This is a genomic window from Ideonella margarita (genome assembly GCF_038066635.1).
GTDB lineage: Bacteria > Pseudomonadota > Gammaproteobacteria > Burkholderiales > Burkholderiaceae_C > Ideonella > Ideonella margarita.
In genome coordinates this window covers 136,892-156,976 of the sequence record NZ_JBBUTI010000011.1, presented here as the reverse complement: position 1 = coordinate 156,976, position 20,085 = coordinate 136,892, and the positions used below count along the sequence as shown (strand labels likewise).

Annotated in this window: 22 protein-coding genes; 10 read left to right on the top strand and 12 right to left on the bottom strand. The window is 67.7% G+C overall.

Translation table 11 applies throughout. The features are described 5' to 3' along the window. Positions 1–628: 628 nt before the first annotated feature. Positions 629–1,603, bottom strand: a complete 975-nt coding sequence (locus tag AACH00_RS16045) for a porin (protein ID WP_341400174.1) — start codon at positions 1,601–1,603, stop codon at positions 629–631. A gap of 212 nt (positions 1,604–1,815) precedes the next feature. Continuing rightward, positions 1,816–3,018, bottom strand: coding sequence for an ammonium transporter (locus AACH00_RS16040; RefSeq protein WP_341400173.1), 1,203 nt, complete (start codon positions 3,016–3,018; stop codon positions 1,816–1,818). A 396-nt stretch (positions 3,019–3,414) separates the two neighbouring features. On the opposite strand from AACH00_RS16040, the gene AACH00_RS16035 reads away from it, so the two are divergent. From AACH00_RS16035 to AACH00_RS16005, 7 genes are all read left to right on the top strand, one after another. Then, positions 3,415–4,287: a DUF4399 domain-containing protein gene (locus AACH00_RS16035; protein WP_341400172.1), complete on the top strand. Its 873-nt coding sequence runs from the start codon at positions 3,415–3,417 to the stop codon at positions 4,285–4,287. A gap of 21 nt (positions 4,288–4,308) precedes the next feature. Further along, positions 4,309–5,451 (top strand): DNA alkylation repair protein, encoded by a 1,143-nt coding sequence (locus AACH00_RS16030; protein WP_341400171.1) that lies wholly within the window; start codon positions 4,309–4,311, stop codon positions 5,449–5,451. A gap of 100 nt (positions 5,452–5,551) precedes the next feature. Further along, a complete protein-coding gene (phnC, locus tag AACH00_RS16025; protein WP_341400170.1) occupies positions 5,552–6,427 on the top strand; it encodes a phosphonate ABC transporter ATP-binding protein in 876 nt (291 codons plus the stop codon). A 109-nt stretch (positions 6,428–6,536) separates the two neighbouring features. After that, positions 6,537–7,529, top strand: a complete 993-nt coding sequence (gene phnD, locus AACH00_RS16020) for a phosphonate ABC transporter substrate-binding protein (protein WP_341400169.1) — start codon at positions 6,537–6,539, stop codon at positions 7,527–7,529. Positions 7,530–7,550: 21 nt separating this feature from the next. Next, a complete protein-coding gene (gene phnE, locus AACH00_RS16015; protein ID WP_341400168.1) occupies positions 7,551–8,363 on the top strand; it encodes a phosphonate ABC transporter, permease protein PhnE in 813 nt (270 codons plus the stop codon). A 21-nt stretch (positions 8,364–8,384) separates the two neighbouring features. Continuing rightward, positions 8,385–8,981, top strand: a complete 597-nt coding sequence (locus AACH00_RS16010; protein ID WP_341400167.1) for an HD domain-containing protein — start codon at positions 8,385–8,387, stop codon at positions 8,979–8,981. Between the two features lie 32 nt (positions 8,982–9,013). Next, on the top strand, positions 9,014–9,691 hold the full coding sequence (locus AACH00_RS16005) for an ABC transporter ATP-binding protein (RefSeq protein WP_341400166.1): 678 nt from the start codon (positions 9,014–9,016) through the stop codon (positions 9,689–9,691). 31 nt (positions 9,692–9,722) lie between these two features. Here AACH00_RS16005 and AACH00_RS16000 read toward each other — a convergent pair whose 3' ends face one another. The 8 genes from AACH00_RS16000 to phnG are packed head-to-tail and all read right to left on the bottom strand — an operon-like array spanning position 9,723 to position 16,163. Beyond that, on the bottom strand, positions 9,723–10,868 hold the full coding sequence (locus AACH00_RS16000) for an alpha-D-ribose 1-methylphosphonate 5-triphosphate diphosphatase (RefSeq protein ID WP_341400165.1): 1,146 nt from the start codon (positions 10,866–10,868) through the stop codon (positions 9,723–9,725). After that, positions 10,865–11,707, bottom strand: coding sequence for a phosphonate C-P lyase system protein PhnL (gene phnL / locus AACH00_RS15995; protein WP_341400164.1), 843 nt, complete (start codon positions 11,705–11,707; stop codon positions 10,865–10,867). Before phnL ends, AACH00_RS16000 begins: the two co-directional genes overlap by 4 nt. After that, a complete protein-coding gene (gene phnK / locus AACH00_RS15990; protein ID WP_423221951.1) occupies positions 11,704–12,507 on the bottom strand; it encodes a phosphonate C-P lyase system protein PhnK in 804 nt (267 codons plus the stop codon). The genes phnL and phnK overlap by 4 nt, the downstream gene beginning before the upstream one ends. Continuing rightward, positions 12,497–12,985 carry a GNAT family N-acetyltransferase gene (locus AACH00_RS15985; protein ID WP_341400163.1) on the bottom strand — a complete coding sequence of 163 codons (489 nt, stop codon included), beginning with the start codon at positions 12,983–12,985 and terminating at the stop codon, positions 12,497–12,499. The genes phnK and AACH00_RS15985 overlap by 11 nt, the downstream gene beginning before the upstream one ends. Next, positions 12,982–13,863, bottom strand: a complete 882-nt coding sequence (locus tag AACH00_RS15980) for an alpha-D-ribose 1-methylphosphonate 5-phosphate C-P-lyase PhnJ (protein ID WP_341400162.1) — start codon at positions 13,861–13,863, stop codon at positions 12,982–12,984. Before AACH00_RS15980 ends, AACH00_RS15985 begins: the two co-directional genes overlap by 4 nt. After that, positions 13,860–14,987, bottom strand: a complete 1,128-nt coding sequence (locus AACH00_RS15975) for a carbon-phosphorus lyase complex subunit (protein ID WP_341400161.1) — start codon at positions 14,985–14,987, stop codon at positions 13,860–13,862. Before AACH00_RS15975 ends, AACH00_RS15980 begins: the two co-directional genes overlap by 4 nt. Positions 14,988–14,991: 4 nt before the next feature. Further along, positions 14,992–15,651: a phosphonate C-P lyase system protein PhnH gene (gene phnH / locus AACH00_RS15970; RefSeq protein ID WP_341400160.1), complete on the bottom strand. Its 660-nt coding sequence runs from the start codon at positions 15,649–15,651 to the stop codon at positions 14,992–14,994. Beyond that, positions 15,648–16,163 (bottom strand): phosphonate C-P lyase system protein PhnG, encoded by a 516-nt coding sequence (gene phnG, locus AACH00_RS15965; protein WP_341400159.1) that lies wholly within the window; start codon positions 16,161–16,163, stop codon positions 15,648–15,650. The genes phnH and phnG overlap by 4 nt, the downstream gene beginning before the upstream one ends. A 70-nt stretch (positions 16,164–16,233) precedes the next feature. Here phnG and phnF point away from each other — a divergent pair, with 70 nt between their 5' ends. Genes phnF through AACH00_RS15950 form a run of 3 tightly spaced genes read left to right on the top strand, consistent with a single transcriptional unit; the run spans position 16,234 to position 18,366 of the window. Further along, positions 16,234–17,001: a phosphonate metabolism transcriptional regulator PhnF gene (gene phnF / locus AACH00_RS15960; RefSeq protein ID WP_341400158.1), complete on the top strand. Its 768-nt coding sequence runs from the start codon at positions 16,234–16,236 to the stop codon at positions 16,999–17,001. A 10-nt stretch (positions 17,002–17,011) separates the two neighbouring features. Continuing rightward, entirely contained in the window at positions 17,012–17,743 is a 732-nt protein-coding gene (locus tag AACH00_RS15955) for a DUF1045 domain-containing protein (protein ID WP_341400157.1), read from the top strand. Continuing rightward, a complete protein-coding gene (locus AACH00_RS15950) occupies positions 17,740–18,366 on the top strand; it encodes a phosphonate metabolism protein/1,5-bisphosphokinase (PRPP-forming) PhnN (RefSeq protein ID WP_341400156.1) in 627 nt (208 codons plus the stop codon). Before AACH00_RS15955 ends, AACH00_RS15950 begins: the two co-directional genes overlap by 4 nt. A gap of 37 nt (positions 18,367–18,403) precedes the next feature. Here AACH00_RS15950 and AACH00_RS15945 read toward each other — a convergent pair whose 3' ends face one another. Together AACH00_RS15945 and AACH00_RS15940 are read right to left on the bottom strand one after the other, a co-directional pair. Continuing rightward, positions 18,404–19,357, bottom strand: coding sequence for an alpha/beta fold hydrolase (locus tag AACH00_RS15945; protein WP_341400155.1), 954 nt, complete (start codon positions 19,355–19,357; stop codon positions 18,404–18,406). 21 nt (positions 19,358–19,378) lie between these two features. Then, the gene (locus AACH00_RS15940; RefSeq protein WP_341400154.1) at positions 19,379–20,083 is read right to left on the bottom strand and encodes an SDR family oxidoreductase; all 705 of its coding nucleotides are present in this window, start codon (positions 20,081–20,083) and stop codon (positions 19,379–19,381) included. Positions 20,084–20,085 lie beyond the last annotated feature (2 nt).

The following is a 20,085-nucleotide window of genomic DNA, read 5'->3' as shown; positions in this document are numbered from 1 at the left end:
GCGATGCTCCTGCACCAAGCGCACAGCGCGCTCGCGGACCTCAGGTGAGAACTTGTTCGACTTGTTCATGGCTCCATCTTCTCAAGAGTTGGAGCCTCCTGAAAACCCGGGGCGCTTCAGGCTGCTCCCTAAAACGTACAAGATCCGCTCGGCTAAGTGCCTGTCGCGACTGTATTTTCCTCAATCCGGGGCTGCGTTTATCCAGCATTAAATTCCTGACAAAAGCGGCAAGCCTGTTACAAGTTCTCGCTGAGTGTTCGGAACGTAGCGTAGGGGCATCATGCCACTCCCGATAACCGCTGCTGGCTCAGCACGGGGTTCTACAGAACGATGCTTTCGTCGCATCACTGGCCGCTGTTGACGTCGTCAAATTTGCCGTGCCGCAACCCGGATGCAGCTTTCGCTCTTTGCCGCGCGCTTTAACCTGTAGTAATCCCAACCGGCCGTGCATCGATCCGCCAACCCGGGTGAATCACCCCGCGCTGGCCCTTGCACCTGAACGTCGAATCCCAGGCCATCACAATCCAAATACTCATCGCATAGACGAAAAAAGAGCCACCCGAAGGTGGCTCATGAAGTCTGTTCCCAAGCAAAGGAAGGGGCATCCCCCCGGATGCCCCGGACAGGATCAGAAGTTGTGCTGGATGCCCAGGTCGTAGCCGTTCTTCGACGTGGTCGAAGGGGTCAGCGTGCCGTTCACCTTGGCGATGTCGGCGTACACCTTGGTGCGCTTCGACAGCTTGTAGTGCAGGCCCAGGCCGATCTTGCCCAGCGTCTGGTCAGCAGCGCTGCCAGCTTGGTCGTTGGTGGTCTTGGCGTAGCCGAACTTGATGTCCAGGCTGCCCATCGGCACGGTGCCGCCGATCAGGAACGACTTGGTCGACAGGTCGGTCGTGGTCTTGCCCGAGCTGTAGGCAGCGGCCAGGGTCACCATCGGCAGGGCGTAGGTGCCACCCACGGTGATCAGCTGGTCGTTGGCGCTGGCCGGGTTTTCGTACGACAGGCCAGCGAACAGGGCGCCGTCCTTGTAGGTCACGGCGAACGACGTCGGGCGATCCGGCTTGCCGGCAGGGGCTTCGCCAGCGCTCACGGCAACGGCGACAGGGCCGAACTTGCCGTCGTAGCGAACGACGTCAGCGACGCGGGTGTCACCGATGCGGACTTCCGATGCGTTGATGGCCGACAGACGCGGACGCACGCCGATGTCGCGCAGGGCAGCGACGGTGTCGCCACCGAACGGGTCGATTTCGTTCTGCACGATGTAGGCAGCCACGTACTGGCGGCCCAGGGCCACGGTGCCGAAGTCGCTGGAGATGCCGACCAGGCTGTAGCCGTTCCAGAAGGTCGACGACGAAGCCGAGGTGCCGTTGTCAGGGTTGAAGCGGTGCTCCAGACCGAAGATGGCCTTCAGGCCGCCACCGAGGTCTTCGGTGCCGCGGAAGCCCAGACGGCTGCCGGCGAGGTCCATCACTTGCTTGTCGGTGCTGCCGACAGGCTTGCCAACCGATTGGTCCAGCTTGCCGTACACGGTGACGGTGGATTGAGCCGATGCGGCGGTGCCGATCAGGGCCAGGGCGGCCAGGGCGATGACTTGCTTGTTCATGGTGATATCTCCAACGTGGGGTGAGGCGTCCGCAGAGGGCTGGGCCGTCTGTGTCTCGAACTGCTGGGGATTTCACCAACGCTGTGTGACAGTTTGTAGACACCTCCCGGTGCCGTTGTCACAGCGTCGCCCCCAGGTCACTACCCCCTGGAGGCGGCCGGATATGTCACAGGCTCGTCATGCGGGGTGGTTACTGCACCTGGCCTGTCAGCTCACCAGGACACTTCGCGGTCAGGCGTCGAGCCGATCTTGTGGATCGACAAATCGGCGCCTTCGAATTCCTCTTCCTGCGTCAGGCGCAGGCCCATCGTGGCCTTGATGACACCGTAAACGGCGAAGCCACCGGCCAGTGCCCAAGCCACGCCCATGGCGGTACCCAGCAGTTGGGCGCTGAAGGTGACGCCACCCAGGCCGCCCAGGGCCTTTTGGCCGAAGATGCCGCAGGCGATGCCGCCCCAGGCGCCGCACAGGCCGTGCAGGGGCCACACGCCCAGCACGTCGTCGATCTTCCACTTGTTCTGCGTGAGGGTGAACAGCTTGACGAAGATCGCGCCGGCGATGCCGCCCACCACCAGGGCGCCTGCCGGGTGCATCAGGTCAGAGCCTGCGCACACGGCCACCAGGCCGGCCAGCGGGCCGTTGTAGGCGAAGCCGGGGTCATTGCGGCCCATCAGCACAGCCACCAGCGTGCCGCCCACCATGGCCATCAGCGAGTTCACCGCCACCAGGCCAGAGATCTTGTCGATGGTCTGCGCGCTCATCACGTTGAAGCCGAACCAACCCACCGCCAGAATCCACGCGCCCAGCGCCAGAAACGGGATGCTTGAAGGCGGGTGGGCGCTCATCGCGCCGTCTTTGCGGTAGCGGTTGGCACGGGCGCCCAGCAGCAGCACAGCCGCCAGCCCAATCCAGCCGCCCACGGCATGCACCACCACGCTGCCCGCGAAGTCGTGGAACTCGGCACCGGCGACGTCCTTGATCCAGGCCTGCACACCGAACTTGCCGCCCCACACCACACCTTCAAACAGCGGGTAGATGGCGCCGACGATGACGGCCGTGGCCAGCAGTTGCGGGCCGAACCGGGCACGCTCGGCAATGCCGCCCGACACGATGGCCGGAATGGCCGCAGCGAAGGTCAGCAGGAAGAAGAACTTGACCAGCTCGTAGCCGTTCTTGGCAGCCAGCGTTTCTGCACCGCTGAAGAAATCGACGCCGTAGGCCACGGTATAGCCGACGAAGAAGTAGACAACCGTCGAGATCGAAAAATCGACCAGGATCTTGACCAGCGCGTTCACCTGGTTCTTCTTGCGCACGGTGCCCAGTTCCAGAAAGGCGAAACCGGCGTGCATGGCGAGCACCATGATGGCGCCCAGCAAAATGAACAAGGCATCCGTGCCTTGCTTGACCTGATCCATGGGAAGTCTCCAACGTGGAAGTTGATACCGCGGCCGCTGCGATTGGCGCCGCGCGTGCACCCGTTGAGGGCGCAGGCGCACCAAAATTAGCAAATCGTGTTCCAGCTTTGGTGCAAAAGCTGTGGGGCTCGCTGCACCAAACTTGGCGGCCGCGTACCTATAAATGCCTGCTTATGGTGCTTTGCGCACCTTTTGTGTGCGTAGTCGGCTTTGGTGGCCGTTTGATGGCAGTGGGGCCTTCGCGGTGGGTTGCCAACGCATGAATGGCGCCGGGGCCATCCCGAACTTGGCCAGTGCCGCCGCCGCTGACAAGCCGAAGGCCTGCGGCACACTGTCGGGCTTGTGCGGCCCGCAGCGCGCGCTGCCCGCCCGCCGCCTTGAAATGAAAGTTTGATCTTGACGCTGCTGTCTCCACCCGCCCTGTTTGTCGCCCTGTTGTTGTGGGCGTGGGCAGCGCCAACGTTTGCCCAGTCGCCAGTCCCCACCCCGGCACCCACACCGGCGCCAGTCAACACGCAGCCGGCTCCCGCCGCCGCGCCGCAGGCCATCAGCGGCCCCAGCCACCCCTGGGTGGTGGCCGCGCCTCGCCTGCGCAAGGAGGCCTACTTCAGCAACCTCGCCGATGGCGACACCATCGACACGCCATATCTGGTGAAGTTCGGCCTCACAGGCATGGGCCTGGCGCCCATCGTGGCGCCGGTGGCGGGCACCGGCCATCACCACCTGTTGATCAACCGCGATCTGCCGCTGGACTTCAACAAGCCGCTGCCGTTCAACGACCAGTACATCCACTTCGGCAAAGGCCAGATGGAGACCGTGCTGAACCTGGCGCCCGGCGCTTATCAGCTGCGTCTGGTGCTGGCTGACGAAAAGCACATTCCCAATTTCGTGTTCAGCAAGCCGCTGCATGTCATCGTGAAGCGCAAGCGCCCCGGCGTTGATCCGAAGAGCCTGGTGGTGCCCGGCGTGGCCGTGTTGGCGCCCGGGGCCGGTGAAACGGTGAAGCCACCTTTCCGTGTGGCCCTGCATGCCAGCGGCTTGAACGTGTCAAGCACCGCGCTGAAGGAGAAGGGCACCGGGCACTTCCGGGTAAAGCTGAAGCCTGAGGGGGCGCCCGAGGTGGTGCTGCCGCTGACCAACGGTTTCACGGAGCTGTGGCTGTCGCCGCCGCCCGGGGCCTACACCGTGAGCGTCGAGTTCATCGACAACACCCAGGCCGACCGTGTGCTGGCCACCGGCCCGGCCACCGCATTCCGGGTTGAGCGCTGAGCTGGCTTAAGCTGCCGGCCCATGGCTGAACCCTTTCGCAACCTGATCAACACCGACACCGTCGCGCTGGCGGCGCAGCACCTGCAGCGTGCCTGGCCGCTGTTTGACGCGGTGGCATTCGCGCGGCAGGCGTCAGATGGGCTCGACGGCCTCGACATGAAGGCCCGCGCCATGCAGATCGCCACGGCGCTGCAAGCCCACCTGCCGGCCAACTTTGGTGATGCGGCAAGCGTCATTGAAGCCGCGCTGGCGCCGCCAGGCAATGCCGACAGCCAGGGCGATGACCTGGGCCAGCTCCGCGCCGGCCCGCACGGCCTGGCCGGCTGGGTGGTGTGGCCGCTGGGTGAGTTTGTGGCCCGTGCGGGCCAGCATGATGTGCCCCGCGCCATGGCTGCGCTGCACGCCTTGACGCAGCGCTTCTCGGCCGAGTTCGCCATTCGTCCGTTCATCCAGGCCGCGCCCGAGCAGGTCTACCCCATCCTGCACCAATGGGTGAATGACCCGAGCGCCCATGTGCGCCGCCTGGTGAGCGAAGGCAGCCGGCCGCGTCTGCCCTGGGGCTTGCGCCTGCAGGCGCTGGTTGCGGACCCGACACCCAGCCTGCCGCTGTTGCTGGCTCTGCAGGATGACCCCAGCCTGTATGTGCGCCGCAGCGTGGCCAATCACCTCAACGACATCGCCAAGGACCACCCCGGTCTGGTGGCCGATTGGCTGCATCAGCACCTGCCCGCCGCCACGGCCGCGCGCCGCAGCCTGTTGCGCCACGCCAGCCGCAGCCTGGTGAAGGACGGCCATGCGCCCACGCTGTCGGCCTGGGGCCTGGGCCAGCCCTTGCTGGGGCAGGCGGCGCTGGCGCTGCAGGCGTCCGAGGTGCACCTGGGAGGCAGCCTGCCGATGGCCGTCACGCTCGCCAGCACGGCTGATCAACCGCAGACGCTGGTGGTGGATTACGTGGTGCACCACGTCAAGGCCAACGGCCAGACCAGCCCCAAGGTGTTCAAGGGCTGGAGCCTGACGCTCGCACCCGGCGAAACCCGCGAGTTGCAGCGTCAGCACCCGGTCCGGCCTATCACCAGCCGCCGCTACTTTGCTGGCACTCACCGGGTGGTGCTGCAGGTCAACGGCACGCCGGTGGCTGAAGCCCAGTTCCTGCTGCACGTCTAGCGCCCCAACGCGCTTGCGGTGGATGACAAGCTGTCATCCAAGCATCACGGCTGCGTCACATGTGGTCTAGATGATTGCGGGGTTCTCAAGGAGCCCCGCCATGTCTGATCACTCGGCCGACGTCGTCATCGACGTGCAGCAACTGCACAAGCACTTTGGTGCCAGCCCGGCATTGAACGGCGTGAGCCTGCAGGTTCGCCGCGGCGAGATGGTGGCGCTGCTCGGCGCTTCCGGCTCTGGCAAGTCCACCCTGTTGCGGCACCTGACCGGCCTGCACAAGGCCGATGCCGGCAGTGCCTCCCGCATCAACGTGCTGGGCCGCCGGGTGCAGCAGGGCGGCCGTCTGGCGCCTGATGTGCGAGCCACCCGCAGCCGCGTGGCCGTCATCTTCCAGCAGTTCAATCTGGTGGATCGCCTGCCCGTGATGACCAACGTGCTGGCCGGGGCCCTGCACCGTTTGCCACTGTGGCGTGGCCTGCTGGGCCGCTTTCCGCAGGCCGAATTGCAGCGGGCCTTCAGCGCCTTGCAGCGCGTGGGCATCGAGCGCTGCGCCTGGCAACGCGCGTCCACCCTGTCGGGCGGGCAGCAACAGCGGGCCGCCATTTCACGTGCGCTGGTGCAAGGCGCAGAAGTGGTGCTGGCCGATGAGCCGATCGCCTCGCTGGACCCGGAATCCTCACGCCGCGTGATGGGCCTGCTGGCTGAAGTGAACCGCGACTTGGGTGTGACCGTGCTGGTGTCGCTGCACCAGGTCGATTTCGCTTTCGCCTATTGCCCGCGCACCGTGGCGCTGCGCGCCGGTGAGGTGGTGTACGACGGCCCCACCGCCGCACTCACGCCGCAGCGCCTGCGCGACCTGTACGGCACGCAGCTGGATGAATTGCTGCCTGCACCGGGCGCCGCCGTGCCACTGCCAGACACCACCGACACGCTGCCCGGCTTCCACCTGAACCACCCCGGCTTGAAGGCCGCTTGAGGCCTCCCTCAACCGCGCTTGAACCCCGCCGGCCCTGACCGCCGGCCCTGACCGCCGGCCCATCCCGAATCACCTGCCTGCCAACCTGTCACGCAAGGACGACTTCACCATGCAACGACGTTCCACCCTGGCCCTGCTGGCCACCACCGCCGCCCTGTGGCTGAACATGACCTCGGTGCAGGCCCAGACGGCCGCTGCCCCGCGTGAGCTGAGCTTCGGCATCATCTCCACCGAATCGTCGAACAACCTGAAGAGCGCCTGGCAGCCCCTGCTGGACGACCTGCAGAAGAGCACCGGTCTGAAGGTCAATGCCTTCTTCGCACCTGACTACGCTGGCGTGATCGAAGCCATGCGTTTCAACAAGGTGCAAGTGGCGTACATGGGCAACAAGTCGGCCATGGAAGCCGTGGACCGCGCCAGCGCCGAGGTGTTCGCCAAGGTCACCCAGGCCGACGGCAACCAGGGCTACTTCAGCCTGATGATCGTCCACAAGGACAGCCCGCTGCGCACGCTGGACGACGTGATCAAGGCCCGCGCCAGCCTGAACCTGGGCTACGGTGATCCGAACTCCACCAGCGGCTCGCTGGTGCCGGGCTACTACGCCTTCGCGCAGAACAAGGTCGATCCGACCCGCGACTTCAAGCGCGTCGTGCGCGCCAACCACGAGACCAACATCCTGGCTGTGGCCAACAAGCAGGTGGACGTGGCCACGGTGGCCAGCGACGGCGTCGACCGCATGAAGATCAAGATGCCCGAGAAGGCGGCCGAGCTGCGTGAAGTGTGGCGCTCGCCCTTGATTTCGAGCGACCCCATCGTCTGGCGCAAGGACCTGGACGCTGACAGCAAGCGCCGCCTCGCCGAGTTCTTCATGAAGTACGGCCGCGACAGCCGCGAGATGGACATCCTCAAGACGTTGACCCTGGCCGGTTTCGTGAAGTCGGACAACCGCCAGCTCGTGCCGATCCGCCAGCTGGAACTGGCCCGCGAGCGCACCAAGGTCGATGCCGACACCGGCCTGGCCGCTGATGAAAAGGCGCGCAAGCTGCAAGACATCGACCGCCGCCTGGACGAGCTGGGCCGCCAGACCGCCAGCGCCCAATAAGCCTTTCGACGCCTTCGCCAGATGACTGTCACTTCGATGCACGCACCCACCAGCCCGATGTCTGCCGTGCCGCCGGCGCCCCGCGCGTCACTGGCCAGCCTGCTGGCCTGGGCCGTGGTGCTGGCGGTGCTGGCCGGCAGCTGGCGAGGCGCCGACATGCGGCCGCAAGACCTGTGGCGCGACAGCGCCAACATGGCCGAGTTCGCCCGCGGCTTTTTCCCGCCCGATTTCACCGACTGGCGCCAGTACCTCGAAGAGATGGTGGTGACGCTGCAGATCGCCCTGTGGGGCACGGCGCTGGCCATCGTGGGCTCGGTGCCGCTGTCGCTGCTGGCCGCAGGCAACATCACGCCGTGGTGGGTGCACCAGCCGGTGCGCCGCCTGCTTGATGCCTGCCGCTCGATCAACGAGATGGTGTTCGCTCTCATCTTCGTCGTGGCGGTGGGCTTGGGGCCGTTTGCCGGTGTGCTGGCGCTGTGGGTGCACACCACGGGCGTGCTGGCCAAGCTGTTTTCGGAGGCCGTGGAAGCCATCGACCCCCAGCCGGTGGAAGGCATCCGCGCCACCGGCGCCCACCCGCTGGCCGAAGTGCTCTACGGCGTCATTCCGCAGGTGCTGCCGCTGTGGATCTCCTACGCGTTGTACCGCTTCGAGTCGAACATCCGTTCGGCCTCGGTGGTGGGCATGGTGGGCGCGGGCGGCATCGGCATGGTGCTGTGGGAAGTGATCCGCGGCTTCCAGTACCCGCAGACCTGTGCGGTGCTGTTGATGTTGATCGTCACTGTCACGCTGATTGACGTGGTCTCTGCGCGGCTGCGCAAGGCCATGGTCTGAACCCGACCGGAGGAGACCTTCATGGACGACGTGATTGCCCGCATCGAACAACTGTTCGAGCTGCATGGCCAGAAGCATTACGACGGCGCCCGCCAGGAGCCCGTCACGGCCCTGGAGCACGCGCTGCAATGCGCCCAGCTGGCCGAATGGGCCGATGCGGAACCTACGCTGGTGGCTGCAGCCTTGCTGCACGACATCGGCCACTTTCTGGAGGCCGACGACCATGTGCCCGATGACATGGACGACGCCCACGAACTGCGCGCCTTGCCCTTCCTGATGCGGGCGTTCGGCCCCGCGGTGGCTGAGCCCGTGCGACTGCATGTGGAAGCCAAGCGTTATCTGGTGTCGGCCACGCCCGGGTATCTCGCCACGCTCAGCCCGGCCTCGGTGCATTCGCTGAGCCTGCAGGGCGGGCCGATGAGCCTGGCCGAGCGCGCGGTGTTTGATGCCATGCCGTTCTCGCGCCACGCGCTGGCGCTGCGCCGCTGGGACGACCTGGCCAAGGAAGCCGGCAAGCGCACTCCGCCGCTCGACTACTACCTGGCCATGCTGCAGCAACTGCGGCAAGAGGTGCATGCCGGCCCGCGCACCGACATTGGTGCCTTCAACTTCGGCTGAAGCTGCATCGGGCATGGCGGCAAAATGCCGCCATGAGCTCAGAGCCCGTTGACCCAGTCGCCGCCAACGCCACCGCACAGAACAGCCCGCCGCTGCTGCACCTCACCGGTGCCGGCGGCCCGTTGCCCAACGGCAGCACATTGCTGCCCTTGCAACTGGCGCTGCAGCCCGGACTGACGTGGATCACCGGGGGTGAAGGCCGGGGCAAATCGACGCTGCTGGCGCTGATGGCCGGCACCGCTCGGGTGAATGGGCCCGAGGTGGGACAGCTGGTCTGGCAAGTGGCGCGGCCTGCCTTCGGGCCGGCCACCACCACGAGCCTTGAAACGCCGACCGACCCGACCTTGGACGCGCTCGTGGCGGCCGATTGGATGGCCGAGCGCAGCCGGGCCTTCCCGGCCTGGCAGGCTGACACTGCGGCACAACTGGTGGAAGCGTTTGCGCTGGCCGAGCACCTGCACAAGCCGTTCTACATGCTGTCGGCAGGCAGCCGTCGCAAGATGGGCTTGGTGGTGTCTGCGGCCAGTGGTGCGCATGTGACGCTGCTCGACACACCCTTCGCCGCGCTGGACGGGCGCTCCAGCCGGGTGCTGTGTGAGCTGCTGGTGGCGGCTGCCAACACCCAGCGTGCCTGGGTGGTGGCCGACTACGTGGTGCCGGCCGCGCTGGCGCAGGTGGCGCTCAGCGCAGCGCTTGATCTGGGCGATTGAGACCCTTCAACCGCCAAGGCCTGGCAGCGCCTCAAGCCACTCGCCGCCCCCGGGCATACACCTCGCGCACCACCGGCAGCGTGCCTACCTGTCGCACCCGCAGCACATCCGCGCGCAGGCCCACGGCCAGCTCGCCGCGGTCATTCAGGCCGCTGGCCAGGGCAGGGCGGCGGCTCACCACCGCCACGGCCTCGGGCAGGCTGAAACCTGCATCGGCCTGCAGGCGCCACGCGGCCTGCAGCAGGCTGCTCGGCACATAGTCAGACGACAGCGCATCCAGCACGCCCTCGCGGGCCAGCTCGATCGCCGAGACATTGCCCGAGTGCGAACCGCCCCGCACCACGTTCGGCGCACCCGCCACGGTGCACAAACCCGCATCCTTGGCGCGGCGCGCGGCCGCCAGCGTGGTCGGAAACTCGCTCATGCCCGCACCCAGCGCCACCGCCTCGTCCACATGCGCCAGCGTGGTGTCGTCGTGAGTGGCCAGGGCCACGTTGTGCGTGCGGGCAAAGTCTGCGAACCAGGCCCGGTTGGGCTCGGCGTACAGGGCCTGGCGCTCAGGCGCGATGCGCACTTCCTCGTCGAACTTGGCGTCGCTCCAGCCCTTCTTGCCGGTGTAGTACACGCGGGCATGCTGGATGTCGCTCCACTGCCGCTGTCCCGGCGTGTGGTCCATCAATGAGATCAGCCGCAGGCGCCGGTGGTGGGCAAAGGGCTCGAACAGCTCGCGCGCATTGGGGGCAGGCAGTTCGCAGCGCACATGGATGTGGTGATCGGCACGCAGCACGCCGGCCGCATCCAGCTCATCCAGCAGGCTCAGCAGCAGGCTTTGATCGCGTGAGCGGAAACCTTCGCCGTAGGGGTCGCCCACGCCGATGGCGTCCAGCACGGTGGTGATGCCGGCCGCGGCAATTTCAGCGTCGTGCGCCTGCAGGGCGCCCTGCATCGGAAAGTTTACCTTCGGCCGCGGCGTGACGTGCCGCTCCAGGTTGTCGGTGTGCACTTCCACCAGGCCCGGCAGCAGCCAGTCGCCGTCGCAATCGATGGCGCCGGCCACGGTGGTGTCACCGCTGGCGATGTCGTCGATCACGCCGTTCTTCATGCGCAGATGACCGCGCAGCACGTCCTTGCCCAACACCAGTCGGGCATTCCTGAAAACCTGATCGGTGTGGCTCATGGGGTCAGTGTCTCTGGTTGGAGGGCGGCCTGCAGCGTAGCAGGCGCCGCGGTGCACTGCGAATCATGACCGATGGTGGGCATGGGAATGCAGCGGCTGGCCACCGCGTCACGCACTTCCTCATCATGGAAGATGCCGACGACCGCCGTACCCGCCGCCTTGGCTTCCTCGATCAACTCGATCACCACGCGGCGGTTGCGTGCGTCCAATGACGCGGTCGGCTCGTCCAGCAACAGCAGCCGGGCCGGCTGGATGAAGCCGCGGGCGATGTTCACCCGTTGCTGCTCACCGCCCGAGAACGTGGCGGGTGGCAACTCCCACAGGGCCGCGGGCAGGTTCAGGCGCGCGAACAGCACGGCGGCGCGGGCGCGGGCGGCTTGGGCAGCCTCGGCCCAGTCGGCGTCGCTGGCGGTGGCGCCCACGTCGCTCAGCCTGGGGTCGGCCTGCAGCAGGCGCTCGGCCACCACGTCAATCGCCGGCACCCGGGGCACGGCGCGCAGGAACTGGCTCACATAAGCCATGTCGCGGCGGCGCAGGCCCAGCACCTGGTGCGGCGTGGCCGTGGCCATGTCGAGGGTGCCGTCTGGTGTGTGCACCAGCATCCGTCCACCCCCCACGCCGTAGCTGCCGTACAGGCACTTCATCAGGGTGGATTTGCCCTGGCCGGACGCACCCACCAGGGCCACGCATTCGCCGGCATGCACCTGCAGCGAGACGCGCTGCAGCACCGGCAGCGTGCGGCCGTCGCGCAGGTGCAGGGTGAAGTGCTTGTGCACGTCCTGCACGTCCAGCACCAGTGCGGGATGGGCTTGGTTCGTCAAGTTCGTGGTCATGGTCATGGCGTCACCACCGAGGCGACCAGCAGTTGGGTGTAGGCGTGTTGCGGGTCGTCCAGCACCCGGTCGGTCAGGCCGTGCTCAACGATACGGCCGTGGCGCATCACCAGCGTGCGGTGGGCCAGCAGCCGCGCCACGCCCAGGTCGTGGGTGACGATCAGCACGCTCACATGCATGCGCGCCACCAGCAGGCGGATCAGGTCGAGCAACCTGGCCTGCACCGATACATCGAGGCCCGAGGTGGGCTCATCCATCAGCACCAGGCGGGGCCGGGTGACGAGGTTGCGGGCGATCTGCAGACGCTGCCGCATGCCGCCGGAAAATCCGCGTGGTGAATCGTCGATGCGGCCGGTGTCAAGCTCCACCCGCTGCATCCAGTCAAGCGCGTTCTGGCGCACGTCACCGTAGTGCCGCAGGCCCTGGCCCATCAGCCGCTCACCGATGTTGGCGCCGGCGCTCACGCCCATGCGCAGGCCGTCGGCGGCGTGCTGCTCGACGAAGCCCCATTCGGTGCGTGCCAGCACCCGGCGCTGGCGCTGGGGCATGTGGTGCACATCGAGCTGTTCGCCGTTGGCCGCGCGGTAGAGCACCTCGCCCTGCGTGGGTGTGATGCGGCCGGCCAGGCAGTTCAGCAAGGTACTCTTGCCCGAGCCCGATTCGCCCACGATGGCGACCACTTCACCGGGGTACAGGCGCAGCGCGGCGTCTTGCACCGCCCATTGATCCGGGCGGGCCTGGGCGAAGCGGTGCGAGAGCGCGTTCACCTCCAGCAGGGGCGTGAGGTGCGAGTGATCAAGCGGCATCAGAGGTCTCCTGCAGGGGCACGACAAAGCTGACGCCGTGGCGCTCAAAGCCCAGGTGCTCATAAAAGGCATGGGCGGCGGTGCGCCGCTGGTTGGACGACAGCGCCAGCTTGTAGCAACCGGCTGCGCTGGCCAGCGCCATGGCGTCGTCCATCAAGGCGCGGCCAACGCCGCTGCCCTGGGCGCTGGGGTGAACGGCCACGTCTTCCACCAGCGCGGCGGCTTGGCCGTTGTGGGCCAGCAGCGGCAGCACGAACAGCGTCAACGTGCCCAGGGCCTGCCCGTCGGCTTCTGCCACGCGCACGCGCACACCGGGCTGCTGCATCAGGCGCGTCCAGGCGGCGGCCACGGTACTGGGCTGGTTGAAGCCGGGGGTGTCGATGCCCGAGGTTTCGTACAGGGCAGTCAGCACGGGCAGGTCGGCAGCCACGGCGTCGCGGAAGGTCAGCACGGTGGTGGGAATGGCGGTGTCCGTCATGGCGCCGCCGTCAGGTTGGCCTGGGCTTGCTCACTGCACCAGTCGCTGTCCGAGCAGGCCCACAGCGTGCCGCCTTCGGCTGTCACCACCTCGTCGAGGAAGCTGGTGGTGCAGCCGCACAGCGCGCAGGCATGGCCGTGGTGGGTGATGCGGAAGGGGTGGTCGTCGAAATCCAGGCTCTGCACATCGGTGTAGGGCGGCACGGCATAGAGGCGCTTTTCGCGGCCGGCGCCGAACAGGTGCAGGGCGGGGGACTGGTGCAGCTTCGGGTTGTCGAACGCCGGGATGGGCGAGGGCGACATCACGTAGCGGCCGTTCACCCGCACCGGGTAGTCGTACGAGGTCTCCACCCGGCCCCAGTGCGCGATGTCCTCGTAGAGCTTCACGTTCATCAGGCCGTATTCCTCGGCGGCGTGCAGCGCGGTGGTTTCGGTGCGGCGCGGCTCCAGCTTGTAGAGCGGCTCGGGCTGCGGCACCTGGAACACCATCACCTGGCCCTCGGTCAGCGGCGCTTCCGGGATGCGGTGGCGCGTCTGGATCAAGGTGGCTGCGCGGGTGTGGGTGGTGGTGGCCACACCGGTGGTGCTGGCGAAGAATTGCCGGATGTTGACGGCGTTCGTGGTGTCGTCCGAGCCTTGGTCGATGACCTTGAGCACGTCGCTCGCACCGATCACCGCGGCCGTCACCTGGATGCCGCCCGTGCCCCAGCCGTAGGCCAGCGGCATCTCGCGCGAGCCGAAGGGCACCTGGTGGCCGGGCAGGGCCACGGCCTTGAGCAGCGAGCGCCGGATCATGCGCTTGGTGCGCTCATCGAGGTAAGCGAAGTTGTAGCCTTCGGCGGGCTGCTTCGCAGTGGCTTTATCGGTTGCAACGCTCATGGCTGGTCCTTCGTTGGCACTTGAGCTTGGGCTTGGGCCAGGGCTTGCGCATCGGCGCGCAGCTGCCGGATCATCTGCAGCTCGGATTCAAAGGTCACGTAGTGCGGCAGCTTCAGGTGCTGCACGAAGCCCGAGGCCTCGACGCTGTCGCCCTGCGGCAGCACGAACTCCTGGTCTTGCGTGGGTGAGCCGGCGCGTTCGTCGAACTCGTCGCAGCGCAGCACACGGTCCACCAGCGACATGGCCATGGCCTTGCGTTCACCGTGGCCGAAGACCAGGCCGTAGCCGCGGGTGAATTGCGGCGGCTGCGTGGCACTGCCCACGAACTGGTTGAGCATCTGGCATTCGGTCACCTCGATCTCGCCGATGTCGATCGGGAAGTCCAGCTCGTCAGGCACCACGCTGACCGTGGCGGCACCAAAGCGGATGTCGCCGGCGAACGGGTGCGAGTGCGCATAGCCGCGCTGGGTGGCGTAGCCCATGCCCAGCACCCAGCCTTCGTCGGCGCGGGCCAGCATCTGCAGGCGGCCGCTGCGGGGCAGCGGGTAGCGCGGCGGGTCACGGGTGATGTCCACCGGCACCGGGTCACCCGCCTGCGGCAGGGCGGGCTCGATCAACCCTTCAGCAGCCAGGCTGTGCAGCGCGTTGGGCACGGTGCCGTCGGCGGGCGTGTCGGGTTGGGTGAATGTTGCCGCCTTCGATGCCGTGGGCGCCTCACCGCGCAGCAGCGAAAAATCAAGCAGGCGCTGGGTGTAATCAGGCGTCGGGCCCAGCACCTGGCCGCCGGGCAAATCCTTGAAGATGGCCGAGACGCGACGCGCGGCGCGCAGCGTGTCGGTGTCCAGCGGTTCGCTGAAAGCCAGGCGCGGCAGCGTGGTGCGGTAGGCGCGCAGCAGGAAGGCGGCTTCGATGGGATCACCGAGGGCCTGCGTCACGGCCAGCGCGGCCAGCTCGGGGTCGAACAGGCTGGCCTCGGCCATCACGCGGCTCACCAGCAGGCTGAGCTGCGACTGCACCTGGGCTACCTGCAAGGCGGGCTGGTCCTCGGGCCCGCGGCGCTTCCGGGCCAGCAGCTGGCGCGAGGCTTCGATGGCGGCTTCGCCACCCTTGACGGCGATGTACATGGGCTCAGAACTCCAGGTCAAGCAGGGTGGAGCGGGGCAAGGCCGCCACGCGTTGGCCGCAGCACAGCAGCAGATCGACCCCTTGCGGGTACAGCGCCTGCTGTTGCTGGCGGGCGTGCCAGAAGGCCGGCGACAAGCCGCGCACGGCCAGGCCTTGCCGGCGCTGGATGCCCGGGCCGCTCAGGTGCAGCAAGGCAGCGTCTTCCAGGGCGTGGGTGCTGTCCATCGCCGCCACCTCGATCACCAGCGTGGCGCTGTCTTGCGGCGCTTCCTCGCTGCCGGCAGACAGGCTGGCCAGCAACTCAGGCGTGGCTTCTATGGCCCGCACGGCGCAAAACTGGGCCTGCCCCGCCAAGGCCAGGTGCGCGCCGGTGTGAAAGCGCAGCCAGCTGGCGGCGTCCGCACTGGCCAGCTCGCCCACCAGGTGCACACGGCATTCGGCGTCGAGCAGGGTCAGCAGCGCAGCGGCAGTCGCGGGCTGCCAGGGTTGGCTGTCTACGCGGCTGGTGGGTGCCTGCAGGCCCAGGTGGTCGGGCAAGGCCCACACCTTCCCGGGGCGCGAGGTGGCATCCAGCAGCGTGCGGAACACCTGTTGCGTGCCGTGCACCGGTTCGGCAAAGCCGGCGCCCAGGGTGGTGAGGGGAGAGGGGTGTTGCGGGCTCATGCGGCGGCCTCGGGCTGCAAGGTGAAGAACTGCACCCGGCTGCGGGCAGTGTCTTGTTGCTGGCGGGCGCGGCGGGCCGCGGTGGCATGTGCCAGTGGCGTGATGAGCTGGTCGTGCAGGCGCTGGTGCCATTCGGGCTGCTGCAGCAGCGCATCAGCCAGCGCCACGAGGCGGGCGCGGCCGGCATCGCGGCCCAGCACATAGCCCACGCCCACGCTCACCGTGCCGCTGCCACCGGTGTGGCGCAGCACGCAGCGGGTCATCGTGGCTTCGCCGAGGTTGAAGCGGTCACCCTGGTTGGCCATGCGCGCACGCACCATCACCAGGCCGGTTTCAGGGGCGCGCAGCGTGTCGACGGGCGTGCCTGTCATCAGCTTGTCGGCAAGGTCGGTCAAAGTGGCGGCTGGGGCATGGGCCAGCACGCTCAGCCAGTGCTGGCGGGCCCGCACGGCCGGGTCGACTGGCGGGCTGTCGGGCAGGCCGTCGAGGGGCGCAGTGGTGTTGTCGTTCATGGTGATGTCATCTAGACGACCTTAAGATGCGCCCAGTATCACGATGCACGGTGACAGTTTCTTGAATACGATGAATCCAATCACGGAAGACAGCGCGGCCCAGGCCCTGACTCAGGCGCCCGCCCCGCGGCGCTGGGAGGCGATTGCGAGCGAGCTGCGCAATGACATCGTCGAGGGCTTGCTGGCCCCGGGCGCGCGTCTGCCCAACGAGACTGAACTGGCCCAGCGCTTCGGCGTGCACCGCCACACCTTGCGCCAGGCCATGCAGAGCCTGGTGCGCGAAGGCTTCGTGCAGGTGCGCCACGGCAGCGGCACCTATGTGCGCGAGCTGGTGCTGGACTACGCCCTGCGCCGCCGCACGCGCCTGACCCAGAACCTGGCCGAGGCCGGCGAAAGCGCCAGCCGTGAACTGCTGGGCGCCGAAGAGGCATTGGCAGGTGAGTGGGCCGCGCCGCTGCGCGTGTCACCCCGCAGCCGCGTGCTGCTGCTGCGCACCCGGGCCCGTGTGCGTGGCCGTGTGGTGGGCGTCACGGAATCAGCGTTTCCGCTGCCGCGTTTTGCCGGCCTGGCCGAGGCCTTCGCGCAGCACGGCACGGTGACGGCCGCGCTCGCTGCGTTGGGTGTGCCTGACTACACCCGCGCCCGCAGCGTGATTGCCGCCCGCCTGCCCACCCAGGCCGAGGCCGATGCCCTGGCGCGCCCCTTGACCCAGCCGCTGCTGGTGGTCAACTACACCAACTGTGATTTGCAGGGCGTGCCGGTGCAGGCCGCCAGCACCCTGTTCGCCGCAGATGCCGTGCAACTCACCGTGGGCCCTGACGACTGGGACGCCGCTTGAGGAACTTTCGATGACCACATTGGCGAATGCCCGCTACGCGGTTTACTGGGCACCCGCACAAGACGATCCGCTGTGGCTGGCTGGCAGCCGTTGGCTGGGGCGCGACGCCGCCGTGGCAGGGATGGTGCGGAGCGCTGAAGAACAGCCCGCATCCCCAGCCGCTGGCCTGACCGCCTCTCCCGCGCTGTACGGCTTCCACGCCACCCTGAAGCCGCCGATGCGCCTGCGCCCGGGCTGCACCGAGGCGGCGCTGCTCGACAGCGTGGCCGCATTGGCCGCCGGCATCCCGGCCTTCGACCTGCCGCGCTTGGTGGTGGCTTGGCTGGGGGCTTGCCTGACCATCCGGCCGGAAGTGCCGATCCGCCACGCGCACCCGCTGTGGCGCCTGGCCGATGCCTGCGTGGCTGATCTGGACGACTGGCGTTTGCCGCCGTCGGATGACGAGATCGCCCGTCGCCTGCAGGCCGGCTTGACGGCCGAGCAGACTGACCTGCTGCGCCGCTGGGGCTATCCGCATGTGATGAGCCACTGGCGCTTCCACATGACCCTGAGTGACCCGATGCCCGCCCGCGACAGCGCACCGGCGCAGGCGCTGATGGCCACGGCGCGCACCACGTTCGATGCGCTGCTGGCCACGCCGCAGAGCGCCCGTGACATCTGTGTCTTCCGCCAGGACGACACCGGTGCGCCGTTCTGGCTGCTGCAACGCTTTCCTCTGTTGGGCACCGAGGTGCCGGCATGACGCCGCTCCATCCAGCGGTGCTGCCGGGCAATGAGCGGCTGGTGGTGGTCGTCGGCCCGTCAGGTGCCGGCAAAGATAGCCTGCTGCAAGCTTGGCTGGCGCACGTGCGGGCAGACACGCCCACCTTGCACGTCGCGCGCCGCAGCGTCACCCGGCCGGCAAGCACTGCCGCCGGAAGTGAGCCACACGAGCCCCTGAGCGAGGCCGCGTTCACGGCTGCCCTGCTGGCCGGTGACATGGCCGTGCATTGGCAGGCGCACGGCCTGCATTACGGTGTGCGCCGTGCGCAGTTTGAAGTGCTGAAGCAACCCGGGCAATGGCTGCTGCTGAATGGCTCCCGACAGGCCTTGCCCGCGCTGCGGCATGTGGCGCCCGACATGAAGGTGCTGGCCATCACGGCCTCACCCCATGTGCTGGCGGCACGCCTTGCGGGCCGGGGCCGTGAAGATGCGGCAGCGGTGGCCGCACGCCTGGCGCGCAGCCAGCTGCCCTGGCCCGATGGCATCCAGCCCGACCACACGGTGGTGAACGACGGCACGCTCAAAGGCGCGCTGGCGAGTGTGCTGGGCTGGTGGGCGCCGATGGTGGCGTCGAGCCAACGCCCGATTACCGTGCCCGGTTGAGGCTGGCCAGCAAGCCAGCCGGCCCCAGGTTCACGCGCTAGCGCGACAGGAAGGCGATGGCCTTGGGCAGGAAGTCCGCGTGGTGCTGGAAAACGCCGCCATGGCCGGCATCCGGATAGATGAGCAAGGTGCTGTTCGGCAGCCGGCGCGCCAGGTCGACCGAGTTCGACGTGGGCACCATCCGGTCGTCATCGCCATTGACGATCAGCACCGGCTGGGTGATGGTCGAGAGGTCAGCCGGCGCCTTGCGGCCCCATGCGTTGAGCGCCTGGAGTTGCGCCACATAGGCGGCCACGGCGATCTCCTGGTCGCGGTCTTGCGAGCGCTCCTTCAATCGCGCCAGGAATGCCTTGCCCGCCTCGATGCCGCGGGCGGTGCGGGTGAAGAACAGGTATTGCTTCGGGTCCTGGCCGGTGAGCAAACCCCGGAGCATGTCGTAGTTCGCCACGCCCGCCACGGTGCTGATGCCTTCGCCACCAGCGGGGCCGGTGCCGGCCAGGATCATCCGGCGCACCAGCTGCGGCCGCTTGAGCGCCACCTCCTGCGCAATCATGCCGCCCATCGAAAAGCCGAAGAGGTCGACCTGCCGGAAGCCCGTGGCATCGATGAAGAGGATGGCATCGTCAGCCATCTGCTCCATGGCATTGGCGGGGCTGCCGGTGGACGCGCCGACACCGCGGTTGTCGAAGACGATGACGTGTCGCGTGGCGGCGAGGCCGTCGACGACGCGAGGGTCCCAGTCGTCCAGCACGGCGGCCAGGTGGTTGAGAAGGATCACGGGCGTGCCGCCGTGGTGCCGGCCCAGTTCCCGGTACGCGAAGTTCACGCCCCCTGCGGCCAGGGTTTGTGTGGCTACGTTTGACCAGCGGCTTTGTGGTGTTTCAGAGGTTGCAGATGTCGCAGCCGCAGCGGCCACGGCAGGGGATTGCGCGGCAGCAACCCCCGAGGTCAAGGCCAGTGCCAGGGCGGCCAGCGCGAGAGGGTGTTTCATGCGTTGCTCTCGGGGTCGGGCTCACGCCTGCTGCGGCAGGTAGCTGGCGCGCGCTGCGCTCAGGCCGAGCTTGATCTGCTCGGTGAGTGCATCGGCCAGCACCTCGTCAAGGCCCGACTCCAGCCCGTCGAGCGCGCGCTCGACGATGGCTTCAGGGCTGGACTTGGGCACATCAAAGCCCCGCGTCAGGTCGGTGTCGACATACGCCATGTGCAGGCCCAGCACCTGTGTCTTCTGCGGCGCCAGTTCAGCGCGCAACGCATTGGTAAGCGACCAGGCGGCCGACTTGCTGGCCGAGTAGGCCGCCAGCTCGCCGCCATTGAGCCACGACGCCACCGACAGGACGTTCAGAAATGCGCCGCCGCCATGGCGCTGGAGGATGGGCGCAAAGGCCTGGCTGACCCGCAGCATGCCGAAGAAGTTGGTCTCGAAGATTCGACGCGCAACGGCTTCACCGTCGGCCGCGAGAAAGCCGCCGGGCTGGGCGATGCCGGCGTTGTTGATCACCAGGGTGACGTCTGATGCAAGCTCGGCGGCCGCGGCCACGTCTTCCGGCTTGTTGACGTCCAGCTTCAGGGCTTGAACGCCGGGCTGGGTGATGGTGGCGGGGTCGCGGGCGGCGGCGTAGACCTTGCGGGCGCCACGGGCCAGCAAGGCTTGCGTGAAGGCGAGCCCGATGCCACGGTTCGCGCCCGTGACCAGTACAACGGCATTGTCGATTTTCATGG